The following is a 26,867-nucleotide window of genomic DNA, read 5'->3' as shown; positions in this document are numbered from 1 at the left end:
CTGTTTAGGGTTTTTTTATGGTTTTAAGACGAGGTATTATTTTAGGGTATAGCAAACTATTAGTGATAACTTTGACACTCGTCAGTTGCCTTTTTTTACATCGAAGGTACACTTGTGCGCTCAAACGCTTACAGGTGTAAGCCAAAGGTAAGAGACATGGCCAACTTAGATTTTCACATCGTAAAAAAAATCCGTGAGCAAGTAGCAAAAGGCGGAGACCGTGCAGCCCTAAAGCATAAAAAAAATAATGCTTGGCAAGATATTAGCTGGAAACAGTTTGGTCAGCAGATAGACACACTTTCTTTAGCTTTACTCTCTCGAGGTTTAAAAGTTCAGGATAAAATTGGTATCTTTTCGAACAACATGCCTGAATGGAGTTTCGCCGATTTTGGTTCGCTTCAGGTTCGTGTTGTCACGGTTCCTATTTATCCGACCAACACACCAGCACAATCGTCATACATTATTCAAAATGCAGATGTTAAAGTTCTGTTTGTTGGAGAGCAGGCTCAATTTGATGCTGCTGTTACTCTTTATGAAGAGTGTGAGCAATTAGAGTTAATTGTTGCAATGTCGGCAACGGTCGATCTTCAAGGTCATGAGTTTGCGATGTCATGGGCTGATTTCATGGCAACGGCGGATGAGGCTCATCAACCAGAACTGGATAAACGTATTGCTGATGCCAATATGGATGACTTGCTGACGTTAATCTACACTTCTGGTACCACAGGGCAGCCTAAAGGTGTGATGCTTGATTACATGAATATCGGCTCTCAGCTTAAAGCACATGATGAGCGATTAAGCTTAACGCCTGATGATGTCTCTCTTGCATTCTTACCACTATCACATGTATTTGAACGTGCATGGAGCTTCTACGTATTGTACAACGGTGCGACTAACTGTTACCTGCAAGATACGATGCAAGTTCGTGATGCGCTAACTGAATTACGCCCAACCGTGATGTCAGCTGTACCGCGTTTTTATGAAAAAATATTCTCAGCTATTCATGAAAAAGTGTCTAAAGCCCCGTTTATCCGTAAAGTGCTCTTTACTTGGGCGGTGAACATGGGTGCGAAAATGTCGGTGTGTCACCAAGAAGGTCGTACTCCGTCATTTATGTTACAGAGAAGCCATCGCTTGGCGGATAAATTAGTTCTGTCTAAGTTACGAGCACTGCTTGGTGGTCGAATCAACTTCATGCCATGTGGTGGTGCGAAGCTAGATGAAACGATAGGCCGTTTTTTCCATGCTATCGGTATTAACGTCAAGCTTGGCTACGGCATGACAGAAACAACAGCAACGGTATCTTGCTGGGATGATAAATGCTTCAACCCAGATTCTATTGGTATGTCGATGCCTGGCGCACAAGTTAAAATTGGTGCGAATAATGAGATTCTTGTTCGTGGTCCTATGGTGATGCGCGGCTACTACAAGATGCCAGAAGAGACCGAAAAAACGTTTGATGAACACGGTTTTTTGAAAACAGGAGATGCTGGTCATTTTGATGAGAATGGCAATTTATTCATTACCGACCGAATCAAAGAGCTGATGAAAACATCAGGTGGTAAATACATAGCACCGCAAGTGATTGAAGGTGCGATCGGTAAAGATCACTACGTTGAACAGATTGCGATTATTGCCGATACGCGAAAATTTGTGTCTGCATTGATTGTTCCTTGTTTCGATACGCTAGAAGAGTACGCGAAAGAGCTTAATATTAAGTATCACGATCGCTTAGAACTGATTAAGCATAATGAAGTGGTTGAGATGTTTGAAAAGCGAGTGAATGGCTTACAGACTGAGCTAGCGAAATTCGAGCAAGTGAAGAAATTTAAGTTGCTACCGAAAGCTTTTTCGATGGATAAAGGTGAGTTGACACCAACTCAGAAATTGCGTCGTAAAGTCATTAACGATAGGTATCAGGACGAAATTGAAGAAATGTACACAGAAAAGAAGAAAGATAAGTAATTTTCTGTGAGATAAATTTTCAGTTGCTTAAAAATCCCCCATTTTAATATTGAATTATTAGTGGGGGATTTTTGTTGCAGCTTATAAATTGAAGCCTGTTTTATCACACACTTTTATTTCGTATTTTGATGACGATTTAGCACTTTCTATTAAAATATTATCCTCTTTTATTTGCCCAGTATGAAAGTTAAGCCTAATCTGGGCTTACTAGTTGGCATCTTCATCTTTTATTTTCACTAACGATAGAATATTTATAAAAACCTTTCAAAACCCCCATTAGACCCAATGATAATAAAGGGTTACAGTTGTTGCGTACCCTCTCTTTTTGTTATGACAAAAGGAAGGCATAGCCGAAAAGTGGAAGTATTTCGATTTAGGCTAAAAATAAGACCTAGACTATGGAAAACCAGAGCCAACCGTATTACCAATACAGATGGTTTCAGGTAAGGAGAATATAGATGGAAATGTTATCTGGCTCAGAGATGATCGTACAGTCTTTGATTGATGAAGGTGTTGAGCAAATTTTCGGTTATCCGGGTGGCTCAGTGCTTGATATATACGATGCTTTGCACGCAAAAACGGACGATATACAGCATGTTCTTGTTCGTCATGAACAAGCAGCGACACACATGGCGGACGGCTATGCGAGAGCATCGGGTAAACCGGGTGTGGTGCTTGTCTGTTCTGGACCTGGAGCGACGAATACAATTACGGGTATTGCGACTGCTTATATGGACTCCATTCCTATGGTTGTGCTATCAGGAAACGTGCCTAATAACCTTATCGGTAATGATGCCTTCCAAGAGTGTGACATGGTGGGGGTTTCGCGCCCTGTCGTGAAACATAGCTTTTTGGTTAAGAAAGCAGAAGACATTCCAGAGACCATAAAGAAAGCCTTCTATATTGCATCAACGGGCAGACCTGGACCTGTGGTGGTCGATTTGCCAAAAGATGTCATGAATCCACAAATAAAATTCCCTTACCATTATCCTGAGTCGATTAAGTTGCGTTCATACAACCCAACAACGACAGGCCATAAAGGACAGATAAAGAAAGCCTTGAAAGCGCTTTTAGAAGCTAAGAAACCCGTACTTTATGTTGGGGGAGGTGCCATAATTTCGGAAGCGGATCGTCAAATTATGCAGCTATCTGAAAGCTTAAATCTTCCAGTGGTAAGCACCTTAATGGGTCTTGGCGCTTTTCCTGGCACCCACAAAAATGCGTTAGGCATGCTAGGTATGCACGGCACCTACGAAGCCAATATGACCATGCATAATGCGGATCTTATTTTCGGTATTGGTGTTCGTTTTGATGATCGTACGACCAATAACCTTGAGAAGTATTGCCCCGATGCAAAAGTAATTCATATCGATATTGATCCGTCATCGATCTCTAAAAACGTACATGTTGATCTTCCCATTGTTGGTTCTGCTGAAGTTGTACTTGATTCAATGTTGACACTGCTTATCGAGCAAGGTGGATCGAATGATGAAACCGCGATAGAAAGCTGGTGGAAAGATATTAATCAATGGCAGTCACGTAACTGCTTGAGTTATGACAAGTCGAGTGAGCGGATTAAGCCTCAACAAGTCATCGAAACTTTACACAAACTAACAGGTGGTGATGCCTTTGTTGCGTCAGATGTTGGCCAGCACCAAATGTTTGCCGCTCTCTATTATCCGTTTAACAAACCACGTCGCTGGATCAATTCTGGTGGCCTCGGCACTATGGGGTTCGGTTTTCCTGCCGCTTTAGGCGTTAAATTTACTCATCCAACGGAAGAGGTGGTATGTGTGACGGGGGATGGCAGTATTCAAATGAATATTCAAGAGCTGTCTACGGCAATGCAATACGATATACCCGTGAAAATAATCAATTTGAATAACCGTTTTCTCGGTATGGTGAAACAGTGGCAAGATATTATTTATCAAGGTCGTCACTCTAACTCTTACATGGATTCTGTCCCAGATTTTGCGGCCATTGCAGAAGCGTACGGCCACGTTGGTATTCGAATTAACACACCTGATGAGCTTGAAGCAGGATTGAAAAAAGCATTGGATATGAAGGACCGTTTGGTTTTTGTAGATATTAATGTAGATGAAAATGAACACGTTTACCCTATGCAAATAAAAGGCGAGGGCATGGATAATATGTGGTTAAGCAAGACGGAGAGAACCTAATATGAGACATATTCTTTCACTATTATTAGAGAACCAACCGGGTTCATTATCTCGTGTTGTAGGGCTATTTTCGCAGCGTGGTTATAACATTGAATCACTGACGGTTTCACCAACCGATGACGAGACACTCTCTCGCCTCAACATTACCACTGAATCTGATTCATTAGAGCTTGAACAAATTCAGAAGCAACTGCATAAACTGATAGATGTACTTAAAGTTCAAGAAATATCTGAATTTGAGCACATTGAACGTGAATTGATGATGGTGAAGGTAAAGGCGGGTGGTTTTGCTCGCGCGGAAGTTAAGCGCACCGCTGATATTTTCCGAGGGCAGATTGTTGATGTCACAGCGTCCCAATATACCGTGCAGCTAGCTGGTACAAGTGAAAAGCTTGATGCATTCATTCAAGCCATTTCTGAGGTTACCGACGTAATCGAAGTCGCTCGAAGTGGCGTAGTAGGAATTGCTCGTGGAGAGCGTGCCTTAAAAGCCTAACTATTGATCGCGGTAATTAATTGACCACTTATTGATTTGAGCCACTTATTTGAAGTGGCTTTATTGTTTTTTAAAGTATGATGGGTGGTATAATGTTTTTTCATTAATTAGTGCCGTGAAGTGTAGGAATGGTAGTGAGATATAAAAAAGAAGCGGCTGTTATTCTAGCCGTGAGTTTGTTCTTGGGATCATTACTTTCGCTTTACTATCACCAACGGGCTGATTCAATTTATACAGACACGGCAAGGCAGATCGCCAATCAAACACTTGACCAGTTAGAGTTTACTGCACGCGAATCTGAACATCTGCGTTATCAAATGAAATCAGTGGTGAGTTTACTTAGCCACAGTACTGTTTTACTGGACTATACATCCTCTCCTGAGCCTGATAAGAAGAAATTTCTCGAAGATAATTGGAAATCCATAGCGTCGAAACAGAAGTGGTTCACACAGATCCGCTTTTTGGATCTTAATGGTATGGAACAAGTCCGAGTTAACTATGATGTCAAAAATGATCTTGCGAGTACTGCCGCAGAGCTGCAAGATAAATCTCAAAGAGATTATTTTAAGTTATCTCAAAATATAGAAAGTGATGAAATCTTAACAACTAAGATAGGTCTTGAAGTTGAACACGGGAAACTTGTCCAGCCTTATATCCCTACATTGCGTTTAAGCACACCGGTGAGCAGTAGCTCCGGTAGAATTGGCTTTTTGATCACTAACTTAGATCTCTGGTATATCGCGGACCGATTGAGCTACTCGACAGATAAAAATCTTAACTTAGAAATTTTAGATGAGAGTGGTTTCTTTCTTTCCAGCGATGACAAAGACAAATTATTCGGTTCGGTTTTATCTCAGCGCAGTCAGTTTAATCTCCCTTATCAACATCCTAATATATGGCAATTGATGCAAAAGAAAAAAAGTGGTTATACCTACGAAGATAACAACTTATTTGTCTTTAACCGGGTTGAATTAAGAGGTGAAGAGACTCTATATTTATTGGTAAAAATTGAACCTCATCGAATACAACATTATGCATTGCCACAAATTAAATCGTTAGAAAAACAGGTCTCTTTTGTTTTAGGGCTCGTGCTGCTTTTTTCGATACCATCTCTATTTTTTAGTCTGTACTCACGACGAAGAAGTATGGAAAGTAAACTCGCTCAAGCAGCGCTAAGTGGCATGTCTGCTGTCATGATCACCGATCTCTCGTATCGAGTCTTAATGGTGAATCAGGAGTTCGAAAATATAACCGGTTATAGCTCGGGGTCAATTGAAGGGAGAGGGATCCTTCGACTTCTTTTTCGTAATAAAGCTTCAGATGAAGCCTTCTCTATATGGTCAAGCTTGGCTAAAGACCGCCGATGGGAAGGGGAGGTAGAATGTCTCACACAGATGGGCTCTCCTTTTATCGGATTGATTCGAATTCATGGTGTATTGGATCATTCAGATAAAGTCAGTTATTACATAGTATCGATTGTGGATATTACTGAGCGAAAAGAGTTAGAAGATAAATTCCGAAACTTAAGTGAAAGAGATGCATTAACTCAGTTATGGAATCGTCGTAAATTTGATGAAACGATAGATCATCATACGGCTCTTTTGCCGCCTGGTTCTGAAAGCAGTCAAACTTGTTTAGCCTTGATTGATATTGACCATTTTAAGCTGATTAATGATAACTCAGGACATGATGAAGGCGATCGAGTGATAAAAGTGGTGGCCTCTTTATTGGCAGAGAATGTCAGAGACTCGGACTTTGTCGCGAGAGTTGGCGGAGAGGAGTTCGCTATCATTATGCCTTGTATAGGCCTTGATAATGCGGAGTTGTTGCTAAACCGATTACGACGATTGATTGAGGGCTCTATGGAGGCACCTGTGACGATAAGTATCGGATATAGCAACATTACTTTAGATAGCAGTGAAACTTATAAGAAGTCAGATATTGCACTTTATGAATCAAAAGCATTGGGTCGTAACAGAGTGACATCGGCTTAATGTAGGCTTTCTAAGCAATATTTGCTAAGTAAGACTTCCTAAGCAATACTTTGCCATTTAGCGGTGATTGGTGGTTAGACTAAAGTCTAATGCTTAACCAATTTTAGGCTAAACTTGGTAGAAGGTAAGTGGATATATTTTTGAATTGACCATGCTTCATTCAAAAATTCTTATCTTTTTGAGAAAGGATTCGTGCAGTAAAGCAAAAAATAATAAGGGAATCATACAGTCTAGTTACAGAGGCATCGTATGTTAAGCCATTTTCTAGTGAGGCTCACGATAGGTATTTTGGTGGTATTGGGTATTCAATTAAGTGCTCTCTACTTTTTACCTATGGTTTTGTTACTCAACACACACCATAAAGAATTTTTTGGATGGTGAACATTGAAGACATTAAGCAATGTTAGTAGCACTATTCATATTATTCTAAATAGCAAAAAATCGGGATTTAACCCGATTTTTTGTTTTCAGCATGGCCGCTCTTTAGCGTGTAACCGCCATCAAATTAAGCGGCGTTAATGATGGTCTCAATTTCTTTCATTGAACCAGCAAGGTGCTTATCAAGTAAATCAAGCGCTTGATCGGTGTTCTTTGCTAAAACAAGCTTCATGATCATTTCGTGTTCATCAATGTTGAATAGCTCGCTTGAGCTATCTGGGTTCGATGTCATGGCTAAGTAGCGATAGCGTTTAACTTGATTGATTAAGTCGCTGAAGAATTCAAACATATTCTTTGAGTCAGCCCCTTCTAATAGAGCGACATGAAATTGGTGATGTCTCTCTTCCCATTCCGTATAGTCAAAATGGTCTTGATTATTCTTCACACGTGAAAGCTTATGGTAAGACGTTAATACATCAAGCTCCCAGTTTTCATCTCCGGAGTTAATCGCTTTCTTCAGTAAAACAGAAGAGACGACACGTAGGCTTTCATACAAGTCATGAAGTTCGACGACGGATACAGGTGCAACCCAACAGCCTTTTTGTGGTGCTAACTTCACGTATTTGCTCCACGACAATTGAACCAGCGCTTCACGAATTGGAGATGCTCCAACATTATATTTGTCTTTTAATTCAGCAACGACCAATTTTTGGCTAGGAAGTAGCTCACCGTTAAGAATATCTTGGCGAATCATTTGGCAAACTTTATCTGTCAGAGTTGGGCTAGACACGTTGGAACCTCATTTAATAGTCGTGTGGAGTCGAGACACGATGATAATTAATTTAACGGTACGAAGTACCAATGAGATCGATAATACAGCGTACTGATTAATTGGGCAAGTAAGATTCATAAAAAAAGAGAGCCGAAGCTCTCTTTTATATTTTTTTGATAAATACGTTGTTCTTATAGAACTTGTACAGATACTGTGTTTGTGCAAGAAGATACTAATGCACCAGATACCATTACAACGATATCGCCTTTATTACCTAAACCAGACTCAAGAGCAAGTTTCTTACCGTTGATGTAGAAGTCATCAGTGCTGTCTAGAGAATCAACAACAACAGGAGTTACACCTTTAGTAAGAACAAGCTGAGCTGCTGTTTTAGTGTTGTTTGTTAGTGCGATGATGTTTGCTGTTGGGAAGTACTTACGTACTGAACGAGCAGATTTACCACCTTCAGTTGAAACAACGATTAGCGGAGCTGCTAGTTTCTCAGCTGTATCTACAGCACTTTTACATACTGCTTCAGTGATACGTAGACGTGGGCTATCTAGACGAGAGCTTAGCTCTGCTTTTAGAGCGCCATCTGTACGGTTACAGATTTGAGCCATGATAGTTACTGCTTCAACAGGGTATTTACCTTTAGCTGTTTCGCCAGAAAGCATTACCGCGTCAGTACCATCCATAACCGCGTTTGCAACGTCGCCAGCTTCAGCACGAGTTGGACGTGGGTTGCTGATCATAGAATCAAGCATTTGAGTTGCAGTGATAACCATCTTACGAGCACGGTTACACTTCTCGATCATCATTTTTTGAGCGAAGATTACTTCTTCAGCTGGGATTTCAACACCTAGATCGCCACGAGCAACCATGATGCCGTCAGAAGCTTCAAGAATAGAATCGAAGTTATCAACACCTTCTTGGTTCTCAATTTTAGAGATGATGTGGATGTTTTCGCCGCCGTTAGCGTTTAGAAGCTCACGGATTTCTTTAACGTCTTCTTCTTTACGGATGAAAGAAGCAGCAACGAAATCTACGCCTTGCTCACAACCAAACTTAAGGTCAGCTTTGTCTTTCTCAGAAAGAGCAGGAAGTTGAACAGAAACGCCAGGAAGGTTAACACCTTTGTTTTCGCCTAGAGCACCGTTGTTAAGAACTTTACACTTAACTTCAGTTTCTGTTGTTGCGATAACTTCCATTTCGATTAGGCCGTCATCAACAAGAATAGTGTTACCTGCTGTTAGGTCTTTAGCGAAACCTAGGTAAGTTACTGCTACTACGTCTTTGTTACCAACAACTGTTGCGTCAGTTGTGAAAGTGAACTCTTGACCAGCTACTAGATCTACGTCGTTACCATCTTCAAGTTTGATAGTACGGATTTCTGGACCTTTAGTATCTAAAAGGATAGCAAGTTGCTGACCTTTTGCTTCCATAACAGAACGGAAGTTCGCGATGCGAGTGCCATGTTCAGCGAAGTCACCGTGAGAGAAGTTTAGACGCATAACGTTCATGCCTGCATCTACAAGTTCAGTTAGTTTCTCTACAGATTCTGTTTTAGGGCCAATCGTACATACGATTTTGGTCTTTTTCATGGAAGGTGCTCTCCGGTAAATATAATTTAAATTGAAATTTTTGTATTGGTATCTGAAGGCTACTCGTTCAATCACTTTTCATATCAGCAATCGTCTCATCTTGAGCAGTCTTTAAAGCCATCAGATCTGAAAGTCTTTCATCAACTTTAGTCATTTTATGACCAGGTGGTCTGTCTGTTTTGGCTGTTTTTTGTGACTTACTCGACTATATCGGGAGAAAGTGGCAAAAAAATGACAGCTAATTTTGTAATTTATTTTCTTTTCGGAGGCGGATTCTACCATTGAATTGATCTTATTTCACTGGTTAAGAATTGTCTTAGGACAAGGTTTTTGCGCTATTTATTAATTTTTTAGGTCGAAATAAATAGACCTTATTGTTTCGACTTGATTATAATAAGTTCTGAAACGAAACTTTGTTTAAGAGTATTAAATGTCGAAACGAAACACTCAGTTAAGAAGGCACACAATAGCCAATCTGGTAACAGAGAAAGGTGAAGTGAGTGTTGATGAGTTATCTATCAAATTTGGAACATCGGAAGTCACCATTAGAAAGGATCTTGCTTCTTTAGAGAAGAATGGTCAGCTCCTGCGTCGTTATGGTGGCGCGATTGCTTTACCAAAAGAGGTAGTGAATGATGAGTTGAGTCAAAATGTTTCGGATCGAAAGATAGCACTTGCGAGTGCCGCAGCTGAACTGATCAGAGACCATAACCGGATCGTGATAGACAGTGGTAGTACGACTGGGGCATTAATTCAGCAGCTTAATCATAAGCGCGGCCTCGTGGTTATGACTAATTCATTGAATGTTGCGAGTGCTCTCAATGAATTAGAAAGTGAACCTACACTTTTAATGACAGGCGGAACTTGGGACATGCATTCGGAATCTTTCCAAGGGCAAGTCGCTGAGTCTGTATTAAGAGCTTACGATTTTGACCAACTATTTATTGGTGCTGATGGAATCGATTTAGAGCGTGGCACGACGACATTTAATGAGTTAGTTGGGTTAAGTAAAGTCATGGCAGAAGTGTCACGTGAAGTGATTGTCATGGTGGAATCTGAAAAAGTAGGGCGAAAAATCCCGAATCTAGAGCTGTCATGGGAAAGCATTGATGTATTAATTACCGATGCTGAGCTCTCTGAAGCCGATTTACAAACAATAGAATCAAATAATGTTCGAGTAATTCGAGCATAAACAAAATGCAATTAATTTCTTATCACTATACTGAATAGATTCAGTACCAGTGGGTTTGCTTGCCGCCGATAAGAAATAATCAAAAAATTAATAATATTGGAGACGTTTTATGTGTGGGATTGTTGGTGCAGTAGCACAGCGTGATGTAGCAGAAATTTTAGTTGAAGGTCTACGTAGGCTTGAGTACCGTGGATATGACTCTGCGGGTGTTGCTGTTGTCGATCAAGATTCAAAACTAACTCGAGTTCGTCGCTTAGGTAAAGTGAAAGAACTTGCTGCGGCAGTGGAAGAGCAAGAAGTAATTGGCGGCACTGGTATTGCACACACTCGCTGGGCAACGCACGGTGAACCTTCAGAAGTGAATGCACATCCACATGTTTCTGGTGATATTTCATTAGTACATAACGGTATTATTGAAAACCATGAAGAGTTACGTTCTCTGCTTAAAAGTCGCGGCTACGAATTCCAATCTCAAACAGATACTGAAGTTATTGCTCATTTAGTAGAGTGGGAACTGCGTACTTCTGAGACTCTTGTTGAGGCACTACAAAAGACAGCTAAGCAGTTAGATGGCGCATATGGCACCGTAGCCTTTGATCGTAAAGATCCTAGTCGTGTTGTGGTTGCTCGCTCTGGTAGCCCTATTGTTATCGGTTTTGGTGTTGGTGAAAACTTCCTTGCATCTGACCAACTTGCTCTTTTAAGTGTGACACGCCGCTTTATGTACCTAGAAGAAGGTGATGTTGCTGAAGTTACTCGTCGTGACGTAACCGTTTATGATCAGCAAGGTGAACAGGTTGAGCGCGAGATTGTTGAGTCTAATATCGAACAAGATGCTGGAGATAAAGGAAAGTTCCGCCACTTCATGCAGAAAGAGATTTTTGAGCAACCAAAAGCTCTTATTAATACGATGGAAGGACGAATCACTGATAAAGCCGTGATCACAGAAAGCATAGGTGTGAATGCGGTTGAGATCTTAAACAAAGTTGAACACGTACAGATCATCGCTTGCGGTACTTCTTACAATGCAGGTATGACGGCGCGTTACTGGTTTGAATCTCTTGCGGGTGTGAGTTGTGATGTTGAGATCGCATCAGAATTCCGTTATCGCAAATTTGTCACTCGTCCAAATAGCTTATTGATTACGCTTTCTCAGTCAGGCGAAACCGCAGACACGCTAGCCGCGCTTCGATTAGCGAAAGAGAAAGGCTACATGGGAGCTATGACGGTTTGTAACGTTGCTGGTTCATCATTAGTTCGTGAATCTGATTTTGCCTTCATGACTCGTGCTGGTGCAGAAATTGGCGTTGCATCGACCAAAGCATTCACGACTCAATTATCAGCTCTACTTATGCTTGTGACAGCCTTAGGTAAGCAAAAGAACCTGATCTGTACTGAAAAAGAAGAAGAGATTGTAAAAGCGCTGCATGAATTACCTGCTCAAATTGAAACGGCACTTTCATTCGATAAAGAAATTGAAGCGTTAGCACCAGACTTTGCCGATAAACACCACACGTTATTCTTAGGACGTGGAGAGTTTTACCCAATCGCGGTTGAAGCATCACTTAAGTTGAAAGAAATTTCTTACATTCACGCTGAAGCTTACGCTGCGGGTGAATTGAAACATGGTCCACTGGCTCTGATTGATGCGGACATGCCTGTTGTTGTTGTTGCTCCAAGTAATGAATTACTAGAGAAATTAAAATCGAATGTAGAAGAAGTGCGTGCTCGTGGCGGCCTACTGTATGTATTTGCTGATGAAGAGGCTGGTTTTGAAGCTGATGAAGGAATGAAAATCATCACAATGCCGCACGTTAGTGAGATCACCGCACCAATCTATTACACAGTGCCAATGCAACTGCTGTCGTATCACGTTGCACTGATTAAAGGTACGGATGTCGATCAACCTCGTAACTTAGCTAAAGCTGTGACGGTAGAGTAATAAACGTCATTACTTAGCATTAAATGTGTGAGAAGAGCAAAAATTCATACTAAGTATTAAAGTGTCATACTAAAATGGCAGCGTTCATATAGGTACGCTGCCATTTCTAAATCGTTTATGCCCCATTATCATTCAGCGAGATTTTGAGACGATAAACTCAGTCCCCAATTTATTGCACCGTTTCAAGGAACAGATGCCACAAAGCGCTGAAAAGAAACGCCCATTTCTTTTCAAAATCGTCAATTCTGATCAAAAATCGGTTATTGCATGACTATTCAACAATCGCTTCTTCTCGATAAGGCAAATATTAAGCCCTCATCCGTTTGGTTGAGCCTAACTCCAAACGGACAAGGGACCGTTTTCTTATACTGGGAGCACTTCTGCAATCCCATTGTCCAGTAGTTCCAATACACCTGCGTAGCTGAACCCTGGCCTCCACATCAGTTCTTTCTGAGCGAGAGATGAATCGTAAACTCGGTCAAGTTTATCTGGTAATTTCCAGCCTCTAAAGCTGAACTCATCAGCAAGTTCAGGTACACGTTTTTTAATCGTTTCAGAAGCACAGCGTAATAGTGGTTCACAATCATCAGGGCTAAAGGGTGAGCTACCCGAAATGATGAATCGGGTAAAACCAGCAGGACGGATTTGGATTGCACATGCATGAGCTGAAGCAACATCTCTGGCGTCAATTCCGCGAGTCAATCTATAGACGGCCATAATGTCAGCAGGTTCAGGAAAACAACGAGATATTTGCAACACCGTTATTGGTAAAGAATTATCAACCGAAATTCTTTGGAGCAAGTTTTCAGCCTGAATCTTGCTCTTATGATAAATGGTCTTCGGGAACGGTATAACTTCTTCTGTAATCCAACCAGCTTGTTCATCAGGAGTAGATGCAAAACCATAAAGTGCCGTTGTACTGGTGAATACGAAGTGGGAGACACCCTGCTCAATTGCTGTTGTTGCCAGTCGTTTCGTGGCTTTTACGTTTATATCAATAAACTCTTCATCTGAGAAAATGCCAACATGTGGGGCATGCAGTGCGGCAGCATGGATTACAACATCGACGCCACTGAGAGCAGATCTTATCAACTCTGGGTCTCTGATATCTCCGATATAATCAACCGTTGAACATGGTGTAAGATCTAAACCTACGACTTCATGCATACGCATTAAATGAATATAGATATTACGACCGATACGACCTGCTGAGCCTGTTACCAAGATTTTCATAAGCTACCCAATTTGAACACAGGTCATAGGTTTATCGAATAACCAGATAAGCACCAGCAAACAACAGAGCAAGACCTATCATTCTGTTTATTTCGAGACCTCGTGGAATGGTGTCAAAAGCACCCAAATAATCAATAACTACCCCAGCCAAAAGTTGGCCTACTATGATTAATGTTATAGCCGATACCGCTCCCAACTTTGGAATGGTATGACTAACGGTTAGAAACAGCACCAGACCAAACCCGCCGCAACACAACATGTACCACGGCAACTCTCGCCATTGGGTGATATCTTCTCCTCGTCTGGAAACCAGAAGAATAAGCGACGCAACTAATCCACCAAAATGTACAATAACACTACTAGCAGCCCCGCCAACTCGCTGAGACATTGCACCAGCGATAGGTGTCTGTGTACCAACAGCAACCCCACCAAGGAGGCCAATTGCTATCGTTATTAGCATCTCAATCATAATGACACTCCTCATCAATCGATACGTTTGTAACTGAGAGAAAGGTTAAAATAATCGATTTATGAATTGAAATGGTTTAAATTCATTATATCTATTCCATGAAAGAATACATAAACAGAAGCAGCTTATGTCTTTAGAAAAACTAGCCCGCCTCGACTTAAATCTACTGGTTTGCCTGCATGTTCTACTGGAACACAACAGTGTTAGTAAAGCCGCTGAACATCTCAACCTGAGTCAATCTGCCGTCAGCAAAAGTTTGGCCAGACTGAGGGATCTATTTGATGATCCTCTACTTGAGCGGTCAGGCTATGGGATGGAGCCAACAACAAGGGCTAAACAAATTCATCCAGATTTAGTTAACCTACTATTTGATATAGAAAAGCTTACTGCCCCAAATATGTTTGAACCACAGCATAGCTCCAGATGTTTTAAAGTGGCGGTGGTTGAGAGTATTTATCCGCTCATGTTTCCTCGGTTCATCGGTGAAGCGCTTTCTCAAGCTCCGAAAATAACGATCGATACCTGCAACTGGGATTCTGGCACATTCGAACAACTATTGAAGGGGGAATTAGACTTCGCTATTACTGGTAAACAACTGCACCCTAGAGATGCAGAGAGAACTCTGCAACCACCAAAGGGTATTGCTACTTACGAACTCTTTCAGGATCAGCTCTGCTGCATAGTGAACCCGAAGCACTTTAGTTCAGAGGATAAATGGGAGTTAGAAACCTATCTGTCACACAGGCATATAGTAACCAAATACTATAAGAATGAACGTTGGCTGCTGGATGTTAAGTTAGCCGAGATGGAACTTAAACGAGACGTTGCTATCTACGTACCTGACTTTAACAGCGCAGCAGAATTATGTTGTCATACAAACCTGATACTCACAGTCCCAAGTCTTTATGCTAAACATATAGCGAGGAAATTTGATCTGAAGGTTGTGCCGTTACCTTTTAGTATTGCCCCCTTATCTTATACGCTGTTCTATCATGAAAACAGGGAGAATGATCTGGCACATCAGTGGTTGAAGCAACTGATAATATCCCGCTGTTCAGAGTTAAAGCTATTCTAACCGCCAGCCTTGCCGATGACCGTTTTCTCCCAAAAGTGTGCAAAAACGTCTTTCTTAAGGGGAAGTTTTTAACGGCATCACTATGCAAGTTGATTAAAAAGGGATTGTTGCAAATAATCAGATAAGGCAGATCTAGCCAGACATTGGCTTAAAATTACGAGTAAATCACCTCAACATTGAATAAACGATTAGTAAAGGCGGAGCTCTCCCGCACAATGGTTTTATGTGCATCATTGCGTAACCAGAAATCAAACTGACCTTTGTTCAACATCCGTAATGATTCGAACCCCTGGATGGTTGACCAAGCTCGCTTTCGTATTTTGAAACCGCCGGTGGCTACAACGAGCTTCTTGGTGGGGAATAAAGGGTTCTGAGCCGTGGTTAAATTTTTTGCAACAGACCCCTACTGAAAGGCTACGATTGGTTTATCGTTGGTATCCAATGACGCGGAAGATAAAAAAACCACTTTTGATATAAAGTGGTTTAAGTCGTTATTAAGTGAACGGTAACTTATAGATCTTGAATGTTCTCAGCTTCTAGATCTTGGAAATATTTAAGCGTTTTCACTTTTAGTTCTTGCTGTGCGGGTTCGTCAGCAACGATAACGGCTTTTGGATGCATTTGAAGCGCAGTAACCGTCCACATGTGGTTCACAGAGCCTTCGATAGCCATTTGAAGCGCTTGAGCCTTGTTATGACCTTGCGAGAGGATCATGACTTCTTCAGCGTCGAGTAGTGTTGCTACACCAATGGTTAATGCAAATTTTGGTACCTGATTCATATCATTATCGAAGAAGCGTGAGTTCGCGATACGAGTATCTGGCGTTAGAGTTTTGATACGAGTGCGAGAAGATAGAGAAGAACCAGGTTCATTGAATGCGATATGACCGTCGATACCAACACCACCCATGAATAGGTTGATTTTACCGTAAGAACGAATCTTTTCTTCATACTCGGCGCAGTGTGCATCCACATCTTTCGCTAGGCCGTTAAGTAGGTTGATGTTCTTTTCTTGGATGTCAACGTGATTGAAAAAGTTGTCATACATGAAAGAGCGGTAAGATTCAGGATGGTTTGGATCGATACCAACATACTCATCCATGTTGAAAGTCACAACATTTTTGAAGCTAACATCGCCAGCTTTACAAAGGGCAATTAGCTCTTTATATGTCGCAAGAGGTGTACCACCTGTTGGTAAACCAAGAACAAATGGACAGTCTGCTGTTGGGTTGAATGCGTTGATTTTGCTTGCAATGTGACGAGCTGCCCATTTACCAACTTGTGCAGCATTATTTAGAGGAATTAGTCTCATTTGTCTTTTCCTATAGAAATAGTATTGGATGCGATTCTTAATTTTTATTATAAAATAAGATTGAAATATTGGCTAGTTTTTTCGCGATTCAAGCAATAGTTTAACGATAGTAAGATTTACATTAATGCCATCATTGTGAATTTAGATAAAAATGCACCTCGTTTTTTAGCTTGGTTAAAAAAGAATGAGAGACCCGTTTGATTACGAACTATTGGCTTGTAAGCTCGCTAGGGAATCTCATCTCTTAAGATATAAGTAGGGTTCTTGTTACTGAGGGCGAACTATTGGGAAAATCTTGCAATCGTGAATGTGGTATTAAGTCGGCAGTTCTTGGATAGAGATGTTTTTAGAAGTAAGAGCCCATCAGTATCGGGCTCTTCTGAAAATACTAACTTGGAAAACTAGACATTATCGCTATTTAAGAAAAATGTAAGATATGGCCTATCAGTCGTACTTAGAATTGTTCATTCTTACTTTTGTTTAATTGGTATTCTTGAACAGCCACAATCAATTCTGGGCGATTGATAAACTTCCAAATGAAATACGGTGGAATAAGGAAGGCTATGAAATACAAAGATTCATGGAAGAAGGTACTCGCGATGATATCTTCATGACTGAAATATGCGATGCCTCCCATGATATCGAGTAGGAAACTCAATACAGCAAACGCAGTTGAAACGATTAGAGCCAAGCCCAGCAAGTCCCTTAGAAAATTTTTAGACGCTGTCATATATATTCTCCTCAATATGAACGCCAGTAAAAATACGCCTCTCATCGCTATCTTTATTTGATCTCCATCACTATTTTTTTGTAAGTAATAAGAATAGATTTTATATGCCTGTATTTACATATTGGATGGAAATTACTGCATTGAATAACATGATTTTTTAACAAAGTAGCCCACTAAAATCATAGTGGGCTAATTTGCGGTTTTAAGGGTTTAAGGGTTTAAGTATCTAATTGTTATTCAAATATGCCTTTGTTGAGATATCTGTCCACCCACGGACTTTTTGTAGGTAGTTTGCCTGTGATTCGATGATTTTTCTGGCTAGAGGATCTTGGCTTGCTTGCTCTTCTAATAGTTGCTCTGTCGCTAAACGCATGGTACTCAAAACTTCAGGCGGAAAATCTCTAACTTTAATAGCAGGATATTCAGCAAGCATCGAACTCCAGCTATTTGCATTTGCATCTATGGCTTGTACGTACATATCAAATGCCGCAACGCGGAAAGCGGTTTCTAAAATTATCTGTAAATCTGCTGGTAATTTATCCCACGTTTTCTTATTCACTAGGAACTGGGTTTCTGAACCTGGTTCATGCCACGCAGTATAATAGAAAGGAGCAATTTTCTGAAAGCCCATACGAAGATCAAAAGCGGGCCCAACCCACTCTAAGGCATCTATTGTTCCACGTTCAAGAGAGGTAAAGAGTTCTCCTGGTGCAATGTTGGTTGGCTTTGCTCCTACCTTTGCGAATACCTCGCCAGCAAAACCTGGAATGCGCATTTTAAGCCCTTGTAGGTCGTCGATAGATTTAATCTCTTTCTTAAACCAACCTCCCATTTGGATATCAGAGTTACCTCCAGGGAAGGAGAGTAAGTTATGCGGTGCGTACACCTCTTGCATTAGCTCCATGCCCCCACCACGATAAAACCACGCATACTGCTCTGTTGTCATCATTCCGAATGGCATTGATGAGAAGTATAGGGTGTTTGGAACCTTGCCTTTCCAATAGTAAGAGCTTGAGTGGCCTAGATCGTATTGCCCTGATTTCACCATGTCGAAAATACCCAACGGCGCTTTGTGCTTGTTTGCGGAATCAATGCGGATCTGTAAGCGGCCGTTAGACATTTCATTGGCAAGCTTCGCCATATTTTTAGTCGCATCGCCAAGGATAGGGGTATTTGGTCCCCAGGTTTCAGCGAGTTTTAATCTATAGGTTTTCTCTGCGGCATGTAGTGACAAAGAGAGTGTGGCAATCGCTGCCATAGCCATTGTTTTTAAAAGTAATAGGACTTTATTGTTAGTTTTCATTCATTCCTCTTTTCTAGCTTTAATTATTATTGGCAAAGCTAGATTCACGGGGTATGTGTGTTAGGTCAAATGAGTTATAGGTAATCTTGGGAGATAAAACTGATCGTATATTCTAGAGGTAGGAGAGAGGTGATTGGTTATATGTTGGTTTATTCATATATGGATAGTTGTTAATTCTTTCTTGCTTAGTGTAGATGGTGGTTTATCGTTATTGTTTAATTGATGCTCTTATCACGTAGTTAGCTGTGATCATGCATTCGAATGTAGGAATCGCTAATGGTTCGATGCTGAATTGTGATTTGTCTGAAGATAGTCGTTAATACCCAGAAAGCAGAAAACAAAAAGCCAGAGCAGCGTAAACTGTTCTGGCTTTTCTAATTTGGTGGCCCCTCCCAGATTTGAACTGGGGACCGAACGATTATGAGTCGTGCGCTCTAACCACTGAGCTAAGGGGCCGAATAGGGGATAGATTATAGGGGATGCTGCCTAATGTGTCTAGATGCTAAATAGGGCATTTGCGCTTAGTTTTTATCCACTTAGACTAGTAGATATAAAAAAAGGTGAGCCAACGCTCACCTTTTTCAAATGTTGCTTATAAATCGTTCTATCTGCCGATTACTTTACTAACGATTACTCGTCTAAGAAGCTACGCAGTGTTTCTGAACGACTTGGGTGACGTAGTTTACGAAGTGCTTTTGCCTCGATCTGACGGATACGCTCACGAGTCACGTCAAACTGCTTACCTACTTCTTCCAAAGTATGGTCAGTGTTCATATCGATACCAAAACGCATACGCAGTACTTTAGCTTCACGAGGAGTTAAGCCAGCAAGAACGTCTTTAGTTGCGCCACGTAGGCTTGTCGCCGTCGCAGAGTCTAAAGGTAGCTCTAGAGTTGTATCCTCGATGAAATCACCTAGATGCGAATCTTCGTCGTCACCGATAGGTGTCTCCATAGAGATTGGCTCTTTAGCGATTTTCAGTACTTTACGGATCTTGTCTTCAGGCATCTGCATGCGTTCAGCAAGCTCTTCCGGTAACGGTTCACGGCCCATCTCTTGTAGCATTTGACGCGAGATACGGTTTAGTTTGTTGATCGTTTCGATCATGTGAACCGGAATACGAATAGTACGAGCTTGGTCGGCAATCGAACGAGTGATAGCTTGACGGATCCACCACGTTGCATAAGTCGAGAACTTATAACCACGACGGTATTCAAACTTATCAACCGCTTTCATCAGACCGATGTTACCTTCTTGGATTAGATCCAAGAATTGTAGACCACGGTTGGTGTACTTCTTAGCAATTGAGATTACTAGACGTAAGTTTGCCTCAACCATCTCTTTCTTCGCACGACGGGCTTTAGCTTCACCGATAGACATGCGACGGCTGATATCTTTAATGCTTTGAACCGTTAACGAAGTTTCACGCTCAATAATGTTCAATTTTTGAATCGAACGGCGGATTTCGTATTCGTTACGTTTCACTTTTTCTGCGTATGGTTTGCCAGAAGCAAGTACTTCATCTAACCATGCTTCACTAGATTCGTTACCAGTGAATAGCGCAACAAAAGATTTCTTCGGCATTTTTCCGTATTCAACCGTTTGACGAATAATCAAACGCTCTTGAGTACGAACACGATCCATAGACGTGCGAAGTTCTTTTACTAGGTAATCAAACTTTTTAGGCGTCAGACGGAATTCGCGGAAAACGTCTTGCATCAACTCAGTAGCTTTAGCGGCTTTCGCGCTGTCAGCACCATGTTCATTGATAGCAAGTTGACGATTCTGGTAGCTATTTCGAAGATCGGTAAATTTCTCTAGAGCAAGCTCTGGATCAATACCTGTATCTTCTTCTTCCTCATCCTCTTCGTCTTCTTCTTTATCTTCGCCTTCTTTATCTGCGTCTGCTAAATCTGTTTCAGCTAATTCAGAACCGATGTGAGTCGCGGTTGGAGCCGCAGTGCCATCGTCATTTGGATCAACGAAACCAGAGATAATATCGGTAAGACGAAGTTCTTCAGCAAGGACTTTATCAAACTGTTCAAGAATGTATGGAATAGTACCTGGGTATTCAGCCACAGAGGATTGAACTTGGTAAATACCATCTTCAATACGTTTTGCAATATCGATCTCGCCTTCACGAGTCAATAGCTCAACAGTACCCATTTCACGCATATACATGCGGACTGGATCAGTTGTACGGCCAATTTCGCTCTCTACACTAGATAGTGCAGCAGCGGCAGCTTCAGCTGCATCTTCATCTGTGACAGATTCGTCATCATTCAATGCAAGATCATCAGCATCAGGAGCAGTTTCAACTACCTTGATACCCATGTCATTGATCATTTGAATAATGTCTTCTACCTGCTCTGAATCAACGATCTCTTCAGGTAGGTGGTCATTTACTTCGGCGTAGGTCAGATAGCCTTGTTCTTTGCCTTTAATGACAAGTAATTTTAGCTGTGACTGCGGACTTTGATCCATAGACGATATCCAACTTCAAGTTCTGGTGGCGGAATTAGTATGCGAAATGCAAACCACTAATATTAACAAATTTATTCACTGCTGACTAATCAATCTGGGTTACGCTTTTAAATCTAGCATTAGTGCTAGCAGCTCCCGTTTCTCTTCGGCTGATAAACCGATACTTCTTGCTTTAGCCTGCAAGTTTTCAATTTGTTTTTCTACGCATTGGGCAAGAATTTTGTCCAATGAGTCTAAGAATAGGTCTTCTTGGTTGTCTTCATCGAGTGGGATTTCCCAACTCGCAAGACGAGACAGAAGTGCCTCATGTTTGTTATTGCGCCAATGTTCTAATAATTGACCCGTGCTGATATGGGGATTCCCTCGACATTTATCAAGGACTTCTATTAATAAACTTAATCCCGGTAGTGTTAATTCAACGACACTTGATAAATCCGGTACCATATCAGCATAGCTTGGATTTTGAATAAGCAAAGCAATAACTTCGCGCATAGGAGTTCGCTTGATCTCTTTATGCGGTTGAGCTGTAGGCCGATTCTGCGGTTTTTTATGGGCCTTGTTTTCCATAAAAACGCCGGTGCGTTCGCCTAGAATTTTAAACAACTGAGCTTGAAGAAAATTATCAGGAACTTTTTCTATCAATGGGGTTGCTAATGCCGCTAATGCCGCTTTTCCTTCATTACTCCCAACTTTGACCTGGCTGGTTAAGTTAGTAAATAGATATTCAGAAAGTGGCGTCGCATTTTGTACTTCTTTTTCAAATGCTTCTTTACCAAATTGACGAATATAGCTATCTGGGTCTTCGCCATCTGGTAAAAACAGGAACTTTAAAACATTGCCGCTTTTAAGATAGCTTAGCGCATTCTCTAGTGCTCGCCATGCGGCTTCTCGGCCTGCTCTGTCACCATCGTAGCAACATACCACAGTGCTCGTTTGTCTAAACAGCATTTGAAGATGATCACCTGTGGTCGATGTGCCAAGTGATGCGACGGAATAATCAACCCCGTATTGCGCTAAGGCGACCACATCCATGTAACCTTCCACAACAAGAACTTGTGGTGGTTCTCGGTAGGCTTGAAGCACTTCATAAAGGCCATAGAGTTCTTTACCTTTATGGAATATCGGCGTTTCTGGTGAGTTAAGGTATTTCGGTGTTCCATCTCCAATGACTCTGCCACCAAATCCAATTACGCGCCCACGGCGATCTCTAATTGGAAACATCACGCGGCCTCGGAAGCGGTCGTAGCGATTACCGTTGTCATTTTCGATTAACATGCCACCAGTCACGAGCATCTCTTGTGCGTCTTTCTGTTGGCCGAAGTTTTTCCTTACTGCATCCCATTCATCAGCGACAAAACCGATACCAAACTTTTGTACAATCTCACCGGATAGACCGCGATCTTTAAGATACTCAATCGCATGTTTGTTTGCTGATTGTTTTAATTGAGAGCGATAAAATTGGCTAATGCTGCCCATTAAATCGTATAAATTGCGCTTTTGCTCTGTGTTGGCTCTTGGCCCCGATGAAACACTGCCATTACGCTCTTCCCTTGGAACATCAAGGCTCAAGTAAGAGGCTAGCTCTTCAATCGCTTCAACAAACTCTAAGCGTTCGAACTCCATAATGAAATCAATGGCGTTGCCATGAACACCGCAACCAAAGCAGTGATAGAACTGTTTTTCTTGGCTAACACTGAAAGAGGGGGTCTTTTCATTATGGAAAGGGCAACATGCCCCGTAGTTCTTGCCTTTTTTCTTAAGTTTTACGCGTGCATCGACGATATCGACAATATCGAGGCGAGCGAGGAGGTCATCAATGAAACTACGCGGGATGTGTCCTGACATAAAACCTAAAATAAATAAGTGATGAAAGAAGAATTAAATCATTATTTGTAAACGAAAGATGAGAGCTTGCTCGGTTTAAAAATAAAGACTTCAGATACAAACAAGCCGTGCCTTCCAATGGATAGCACGGCTTGTTGCAATATAGCGCTGGATATTAAGCGAGTTTAGAACGAACTAAACCACTTACTTTACCCATGTCTGCACGCCCTTGAATTTGTGGTTTCAAGATAGCCATCACTTTACCCATGTCTTGCATGCCCGCAGGTGTAGATTCTGCAATTGCGCTTTCAACAAGAGCAACAACTTCATCTTCAGTTAGCGGTTGAGGCATAAAGCCTTCAAGTACAGTAATTTCTACTTGTTCCACGTCAGCAAGATCTTGACGACCCGCTGATTCATATTGAGCAACAGAATCGCGACGTTGTTTAACCATTTTTACCAGCACAGCAAGAATGTCTTCGTCGGTCAGAGTGATCTGCTCGTCGACTTCACGTTGCTTAATTGCTGAAAGGGCTAAACGAATAGTGCCAAGGCGCGGTTTGTCCTTGGCTTTCATCGCTAAAATTTGCTCTTTTTTGAGTTGTTCAATCAGAGCCATAACTCAGTCCTTATGGATTAAGTTATTAGTACAGGCGAACGCGACGTGCGTTTTCGCGAGCTAGCTTCTTAGCGTGACGCTTTTGAGCTGCTGCTTTAGCGCGTTTGCGAACTGTAGTTGGTTTTTCGTAATGCTCACGACGACGCACTTCAGAAAGGATACCTGCTTTTTCACAAGAGCGCTTGAAACGACGTAGTGCAACGTCGAACGGTTCGTTTTCACGTACTTTAACTATTGGCATATGCCTTTCACCTCAGGGGTTATTCATTATCGCTGGTTACTCATTTCCAAATCAGAGAAGTTGCCCATTAAGCTAACTCTCTATGTTGTTTGGTCTCTAACCAGCTTGATCAAAAATGGTGCGGAATTTTAATCCGATCACAGTGGCTTTGTAAAGCACTTTGTCGATTATAGTCTGTGCAAAATTTGTTTGAGAAGCCTCAACAAGGTAATATTGCGCTAATTTCCGATTTAAGACAAAGCGTGCTGAGAAAAATATGCGAATTATTGGTATCGAAACCTCTTGTGATGAAACAGGTATCGCTATTTATGACGATGAGAAAGGGCTGCTTTCTCACCAATTATATAGCCAAGTAAAGCTGCATGCTGATTATGGCGGTGTCGTACCTGAGCTAGCTTCTAGAGACCATGTAAAGAAGACCATCCCACTGATTAAAGCGGCGCTTGCTGAAGCTAATTTAACTAAAGATGATATCGATGGCGTTGCGTATACCGCAGGGCCTGGTTTAGTTGGTGCTTTATTGGTTGGTGCGACAATCGGTCGTAGCATGGCGTATGCGTGGGATGTTCCGGCTATTCCTGTTCATCATATGGAAGGGCACCTGCTTGCACCAATGCTAGAAGATACCCCACCACCGTTTCCTTTTGTTGCGTTGCTCGTTTCAGGCGGTCACACAATGATTGTTGAAGTGAAAGGGATTGGTGAATATAAAATTCTTGGTGAATCGATTGATGATGCGGCGGGTGAAGCGTTTGATAAAACCGCGAAACTCATGGGATTAGATTACCCAGGCGGTCCTCTGCTTTCTCGATTAGCTGAGAAAGGGACGCCGGGTCGTTTTAAATTCCCACGTCCAATGACGGATCGACCAGGACTGGATATGAGCTTTTCTGGTTTGAAGACATTTGCGGCAAACACGATTCGAGCAAATGACGACGATGACCAAACCCGCGCTGATATTGCATACGCCTTTCAGGAAGCGGTATGTGCGACCTTAGCAATAAAATGCAAGCGAGCTTTGATTGAAACGGGTATGAAGCGCATTGTCATTGCCGGTGGTGTGAGTGCGAATAAACAGCTAAGAGCAGAGTTAGAAGCACTGGCGAAAAAAATGGGCGGGGCGGTGTACTACCCTCGTACGGAATTTTGTACCGATAATGGTGCCATGATCGCTTATGCAGGTATGCAGCGTTTGAAAAATGGTGAAGTAGCCGATTTAGCCGTTCAGGCAACTCCTCGCTGGCCAATCGATCAACTTGAACCTGTAAAATAAGTGTTACTCTATTCATGAGTCATTACACGGTCGCTTTATCGCGGCCGTTTTATTTAGTGCTCAGGACTGTTTTATTTGGTGCTCAGAGAGGTTTCCGTAAAATATGAACGGGCTCCTTGAATACATGAGCTGATTCTCGTCAAACAGATGATAGTATTAACGTTTATAAAATAATAACAATGGATGAAATGATGAAAACATTTGCTGTAGATGGCCGCACCATGACCTACCAAGATGAAGGGCAAGGACCGGTGCTTCTTATGGGACATAGTTACTTATGGGATAGCAAAATGTGGGCACCTCAAGTTGAGGCTTTGAGCCAATCTTATCGTTGCATTGTGCCGGATTTTTGGGCGCATGGCGGGTCTGAATTTGCCCCTCAATCTACACGTAACTTAACGGATTACGCGAAGCAAATGTTAGCGCTAATGGATCACCTCGAAATAGATGAGTTCTCTGTTGTTGGGTTATCCGTAGGCGGAATGTGGGGCGCTGAATTAACGGCTCTGGCCCCATCACGAGTAAAATCGCTAGTGATGATGGATACCTTTGTCGGGTTAGAGCCTGAGGTGACGCATAAAAAATATTTCACAATGTTAGATGCGATTACTCAGTTGAAACTGGTTCCTCAGCCAGTATTAGACTTAGTGGTACCGATGTTCTTCTCTAAGAACGTAAAACAGACCTCTCCAGCTTTAGTTGAAAATTTTTCGACTTATCTGCAATCTTTAAAAGGTGAGCAGGCAGAAGAAGTATCACGGATGGGGCGAATGATTTTTGGTCGCAGGGATTTGATTGAAGAGGTGGAAACTTTTGCTCTACCAACACTGATTGCGGTTGGTGCGGAAGATTCCCCAAGAACGCCTTTGGAATCTTACTTGATGAATGATGTGATTACTGGCAGTGAATTGGTCGTGATCCCCGCCGCTGGGCATATCAGTAATTTGGAACAACCTGGCTTTGTGACCGATATGCTGAAAACATTTTTGGCGAAAGTTCACCAATAGTAAGGTTTACCTACAGTAAATTTATTGCCGATTGAATTGATATTGCCAATTGAGTCAATATCAATTCAAGTTACTTAAAGGTCTCAGTGAACTTAATGGTGATTGCACTATTGAGCGACAGAGGCCTTTTTTATTGATTAGACGATATTTTCTTCTCGCCAAACTTAGGTTCATTACCTTCAAGTAAACGACGAATGTTTTGATGGTGTCGTAACACAATCAAGCAGCAGAGCATGGCAACGGGTAGGGTGTAGTGAGGCTTTACGAGCCAAGTATAAAAAGGCGCTAACAGAACGGTAATGATGGCAGCTAAAGAAGAGTAGCGAAATAGAAAAGCGATCACTAACCATGTCAGCATGATCATGCCAGTAAGATCCAGTCCTATTGGCGCAATGGCACCTAATGCGGTCGCGACCCCTTTACCACCTTGAAAGTGAAAAAAGATGGGATACATGTGACCTAAACAGGCGGCAATCGCGACGACCCCTAATAATATAGGGTCAATGTTTAAGAAATACCCACCCCATACCGGGATCGTTCCTTTAAGCATATCGCAAATTAATACGGCAAATGCAGCGCCTTTGCCTCCAATTCTTAAAACATTGGTCGCCCCTGGGTTATTTGAGCCGACTCCCCTTGGATCCGGTAATCGTAAAAGACGGCAGATCAGCACGGCACTCGATATCGAGCCTAACAGATAGGCGGCAATAATCATGATGAGAGCCAAAGAAGTCATAGTGGTCCTTAAGGAGGGGAAATTAATGCTCAATCAAAGAGT

The 26,867-nt window shown here is 41.8% G+C and carries 21 protein-coding genes, 1 tRNA gene and 1 pseudogene; 9 read left to right on the top strand and 14 right to left on the bottom strand.

Translation table 11 applies throughout. The annotated features are described in order from the left end of the window. Window positions 1-156 precede the first annotated feature (156 nt). From OCV39_RS12560 to OCV39_RS12545, 4 genes are all read left to right on the top strand, one after another. Window positions 157-1,965 carry an AMP-dependent synthetase/ligase gene (locus tag OCV39_RS12560; RefSeq protein ID WP_113799549.1) on the top strand — a complete coding sequence of 603 codons (1,809 nt, stop codon included), beginning with the start codon at window positions 157-159 and terminating at the stop codon, window positions 1,963-1,965. Window positions 1,966-2,423: 458 nt separating this feature from the next. Continuing rightward, entirely contained in the window at window positions 2,424-4,145 is a 1,722-nt protein-coding gene (locus OCV39_RS12555) for an acetolactate synthase 3 large subunit (protein ID WP_017051133.1), read from the top strand. Window position 4,146: 1 nt separating this feature from the next. Next, entirely contained in the window at window positions 4,147-4,641 is a 495-nt protein-coding gene (gene ilvN / locus OCV39_RS12550; RefSeq protein ID WP_017051132.1) for an acetolactate synthase small subunit, read from the top strand. A gap of 134 nt (window positions 4,642-4,775) precedes the next feature. Beyond that, complete coding sequence (locus OCV39_RS12545; RefSeq protein ID WP_261888568.1) at window positions 4,776-6,635, top strand: sensor domain-containing diguanylate cyclase; 1,860 nt, start codon at window positions 4,776-4,778, stop codon at window positions 6,633-6,635. 505 nt (window positions 6,636-7,140) lie between these two features. Here the strand turns inward: OCV39_RS12545 and OCV39_RS12540 are convergent. Together OCV39_RS12540 and pykF are read right to left on the bottom strand one after the other, a co-directional pair. Then, the gene (locus tag OCV39_RS12540) at window positions 7,141-7,803 is read right to left on the bottom strand and encodes a GntR family transcriptional regulator (protein ID WP_017051130.1); all 663 of its coding nucleotides are present in this window, start codon (window positions 7,801-7,803) and stop codon (window positions 7,141-7,143) included. Between the two features lie 173 nt (window positions 7,804-7,976). Next, a complete protein-coding gene (gene pykF, locus OCV39_RS12535) occupies window positions 7,977-9,386 on the bottom strand; it encodes a pyruvate kinase PykF (protein ID WP_017051129.1) in 1,410 nt (469 codons plus the stop codon). 430 nt (window positions 9,387-9,816) lie between these two features. Here pykF and OCV39_RS12530 point away from each other — a divergent pair, with 430 nt between their 5' ends. Beyond that, on the top strand, window positions 9,817-10,578 hold the full coding sequence (locus OCV39_RS12530; protein WP_017051128.1) for a DeoR/GlpR family DNA-binding transcription regulator: 762 nt from the start codon (window positions 9,817-9,819) through the stop codon (window positions 10,576-10,578). A gap of 109 nt (window positions 10,579-10,687) precedes the next feature. Continuing rightward, entirely contained in the window at window positions 10,688-12,520 is a 1,833-nt protein-coding gene (gene glmS, locus OCV39_RS12525) for a glutamine--fructose-6-phosphate transaminase (isomerizing) (protein ID WP_261888567.1), read from the top strand. Window positions 12,521-12,883: 363 nt separating this feature from the next. Here glmS and OCV39_RS12520 read toward each other — a convergent pair whose 3' ends face one another. Together OCV39_RS12520 and OCV39_RS12515 are read right to left on the bottom strand one after the other, a co-directional pair. After that, a complete protein-coding gene (locus tag OCV39_RS12520; RefSeq protein ID WP_261888566.1) occupies window positions 12,884-13,753 on the bottom strand; it encodes an NAD-dependent epimerase/dehydratase family protein in 870 nt (289 codons plus the stop codon). Window positions 13,754-13,784: 31 nt separating this feature from the next. Next, entirely contained in the window at window positions 13,785-14,222 is a 438-nt protein-coding gene (locus OCV39_RS12515) for a DMT family transporter (protein WP_261888565.1), read from the bottom strand. Window positions 14,223-14,349: 127 nt separating this feature from the next. On the opposite strand from OCV39_RS12515, the gene OCV39_RS12510 reads away from it, so the two are divergent. Further along, entirely contained in the window at window positions 14,350-15,297 is a 948-nt protein-coding gene (locus OCV39_RS12510) for a LysR substrate-binding domain-containing protein (RefSeq protein WP_261888564.1), read from the top strand. A gap of 154 nt (window positions 15,298-15,451) precedes the next feature. Here OCV39_RS12510 and OCV39_RS12505 read toward each other — a convergent pair. From OCV39_RS12505 to rpsU, 9 genes and pseudogenes are all read right to left on the bottom strand, one after another. After that, window positions 15,452-15,655, bottom strand: a pseudogene (locus tag OCV39_RS12505) (IS6 family transposase); the annotation flags it as partial. A 152-nt stretch (window positions 15,656-15,807) separates the two neighbouring features. Next, on the bottom strand, window positions 15,808-16,608 hold the full coding sequence (gene nagB / locus OCV39_RS12500; RefSeq protein WP_261888563.1) for a glucosamine-6-phosphate deaminase: 801 nt from the start codon (window positions 16,606-16,608) through the stop codon (window positions 15,808-15,810). A gap of 454 nt (window positions 16,609-17,062) precedes the next feature. Further along, window positions 17,063-17,338, bottom strand: a complete 276-nt coding sequence (locus OCV39_RS12495) for a hypothetical protein (RefSeq protein ID WP_017051125.1) — start codon at window positions 17,336-17,338, stop codon at window positions 17,063-17,065. A 226-nt stretch (window positions 17,339-17,564) separates the two neighbouring features. Continuing rightward, complete coding sequence (locus OCV39_RS12490; RefSeq protein WP_390903251.1) at window positions 17,565-18,602, bottom strand: TRAP transporter substrate-binding protein; 1,038 nt, start codon at window positions 18,600-18,602, stop codon at window positions 17,565-17,567. A gap of 419 nt (window positions 18,603-19,021) precedes the next feature. Further along, window positions 19,022-19,097, bottom strand: a tRNA-Ile gene (locus OCV39_RS12485). Window positions 19,098-19,271: 174 nt separating this feature from the next. Next, a complete protein-coding gene (rpoD, locus tag OCV39_RS12480; protein ID WP_261888561.1) occupies window positions 19,272-21,125 on the bottom strand; it encodes an RNA polymerase sigma factor RpoD in 1,854 nt (617 codons plus the stop codon). Between the two features lie 99 nt (window positions 21,126-21,224). After that, window positions 21,225-22,970 (bottom strand): DNA primase, encoded by a 1,746-nt coding sequence (dnaG, locus tag OCV39_RS12475; protein WP_261888560.1) that lies wholly within the window; start codon window positions 22,968-22,970, stop codon window positions 21,225-21,227. A 154-nt stretch (window positions 22,971-23,124) separates the two neighbouring features. After that, complete coding sequence (locus OCV39_RS12470; protein WP_017051121.1) at window positions 23,125-23,568, bottom strand: GatB/YqeY domain-containing protein; 444 nt, start codon at window positions 23,566-23,568, stop codon at window positions 23,125-23,127. A 25-nt stretch (window positions 23,569-23,593) separates the two neighbouring features. Beyond that, on the bottom strand, window positions 23,594-23,809 hold the full coding sequence (gene rpsU, locus OCV39_RS12465) for a 30S ribosomal protein S21 (RefSeq protein WP_004396009.1): 216 nt from the start codon (window positions 23,807-23,809) through the stop codon (window positions 23,594-23,596). A 256-nt stretch (window positions 23,810-24,065) separates the two neighbouring features. On the opposite strand from rpsU, the gene tsaD reads away from it, so the two are divergent. Further along, the gene (gene tsaD, locus OCV39_RS12460) at window positions 24,066-25,082 is read left to right on the top strand and encodes a tRNA (adenosine(37)-N6)-threonylcarbamoyltransferase complex transferase subunit TsaD (protein WP_136994185.1); all 1,017 of its coding nucleotides are present in this window, start codon (window positions 24,066-24,068) and stop codon (window positions 25,080-25,082) included. Between the two features lie 191 nt (window positions 25,083-25,273). Next, complete coding sequence (locus OCV39_RS12455) at window positions 25,274-26,089, top strand: alpha/beta fold hydrolase (RefSeq protein ID WP_017051119.1); 816 nt, start codon at window positions 25,274-25,276, stop codon at window positions 26,087-26,089. A gap of 130 nt (window positions 26,090-26,219) precedes the next feature. On the opposite strand, the gene plsY is transcribed toward OCV39_RS12455, so the two are convergent. After that, complete coding sequence (plsY, locus tag OCV39_RS12450; RefSeq protein WP_113799506.1) at window positions 26,220-26,825, bottom strand: glycerol-3-phosphate 1-O-acyltransferase PlsY; 606 nt, start codon at window positions 26,823-26,825, stop codon at window positions 26,220-26,222. Between the last annotated feature and the right edge of the window lie 42 nt (window positions 26,826-26,867).

The sequence above is a fragment of the Vibrio cortegadensis genome (assembly GCF_024347395.1).
GTDB classification, from domain to species: domain Bacteria; phylum Pseudomonadota; class Gammaproteobacteria; order Enterobacterales; family Vibrionaceae; genus Vibrio; species Vibrio cortegadensis.
Note: the sequence above shows the minus strand (reverse complement) of the source record. Positions and strands in the feature narration are given on the sequence as shown.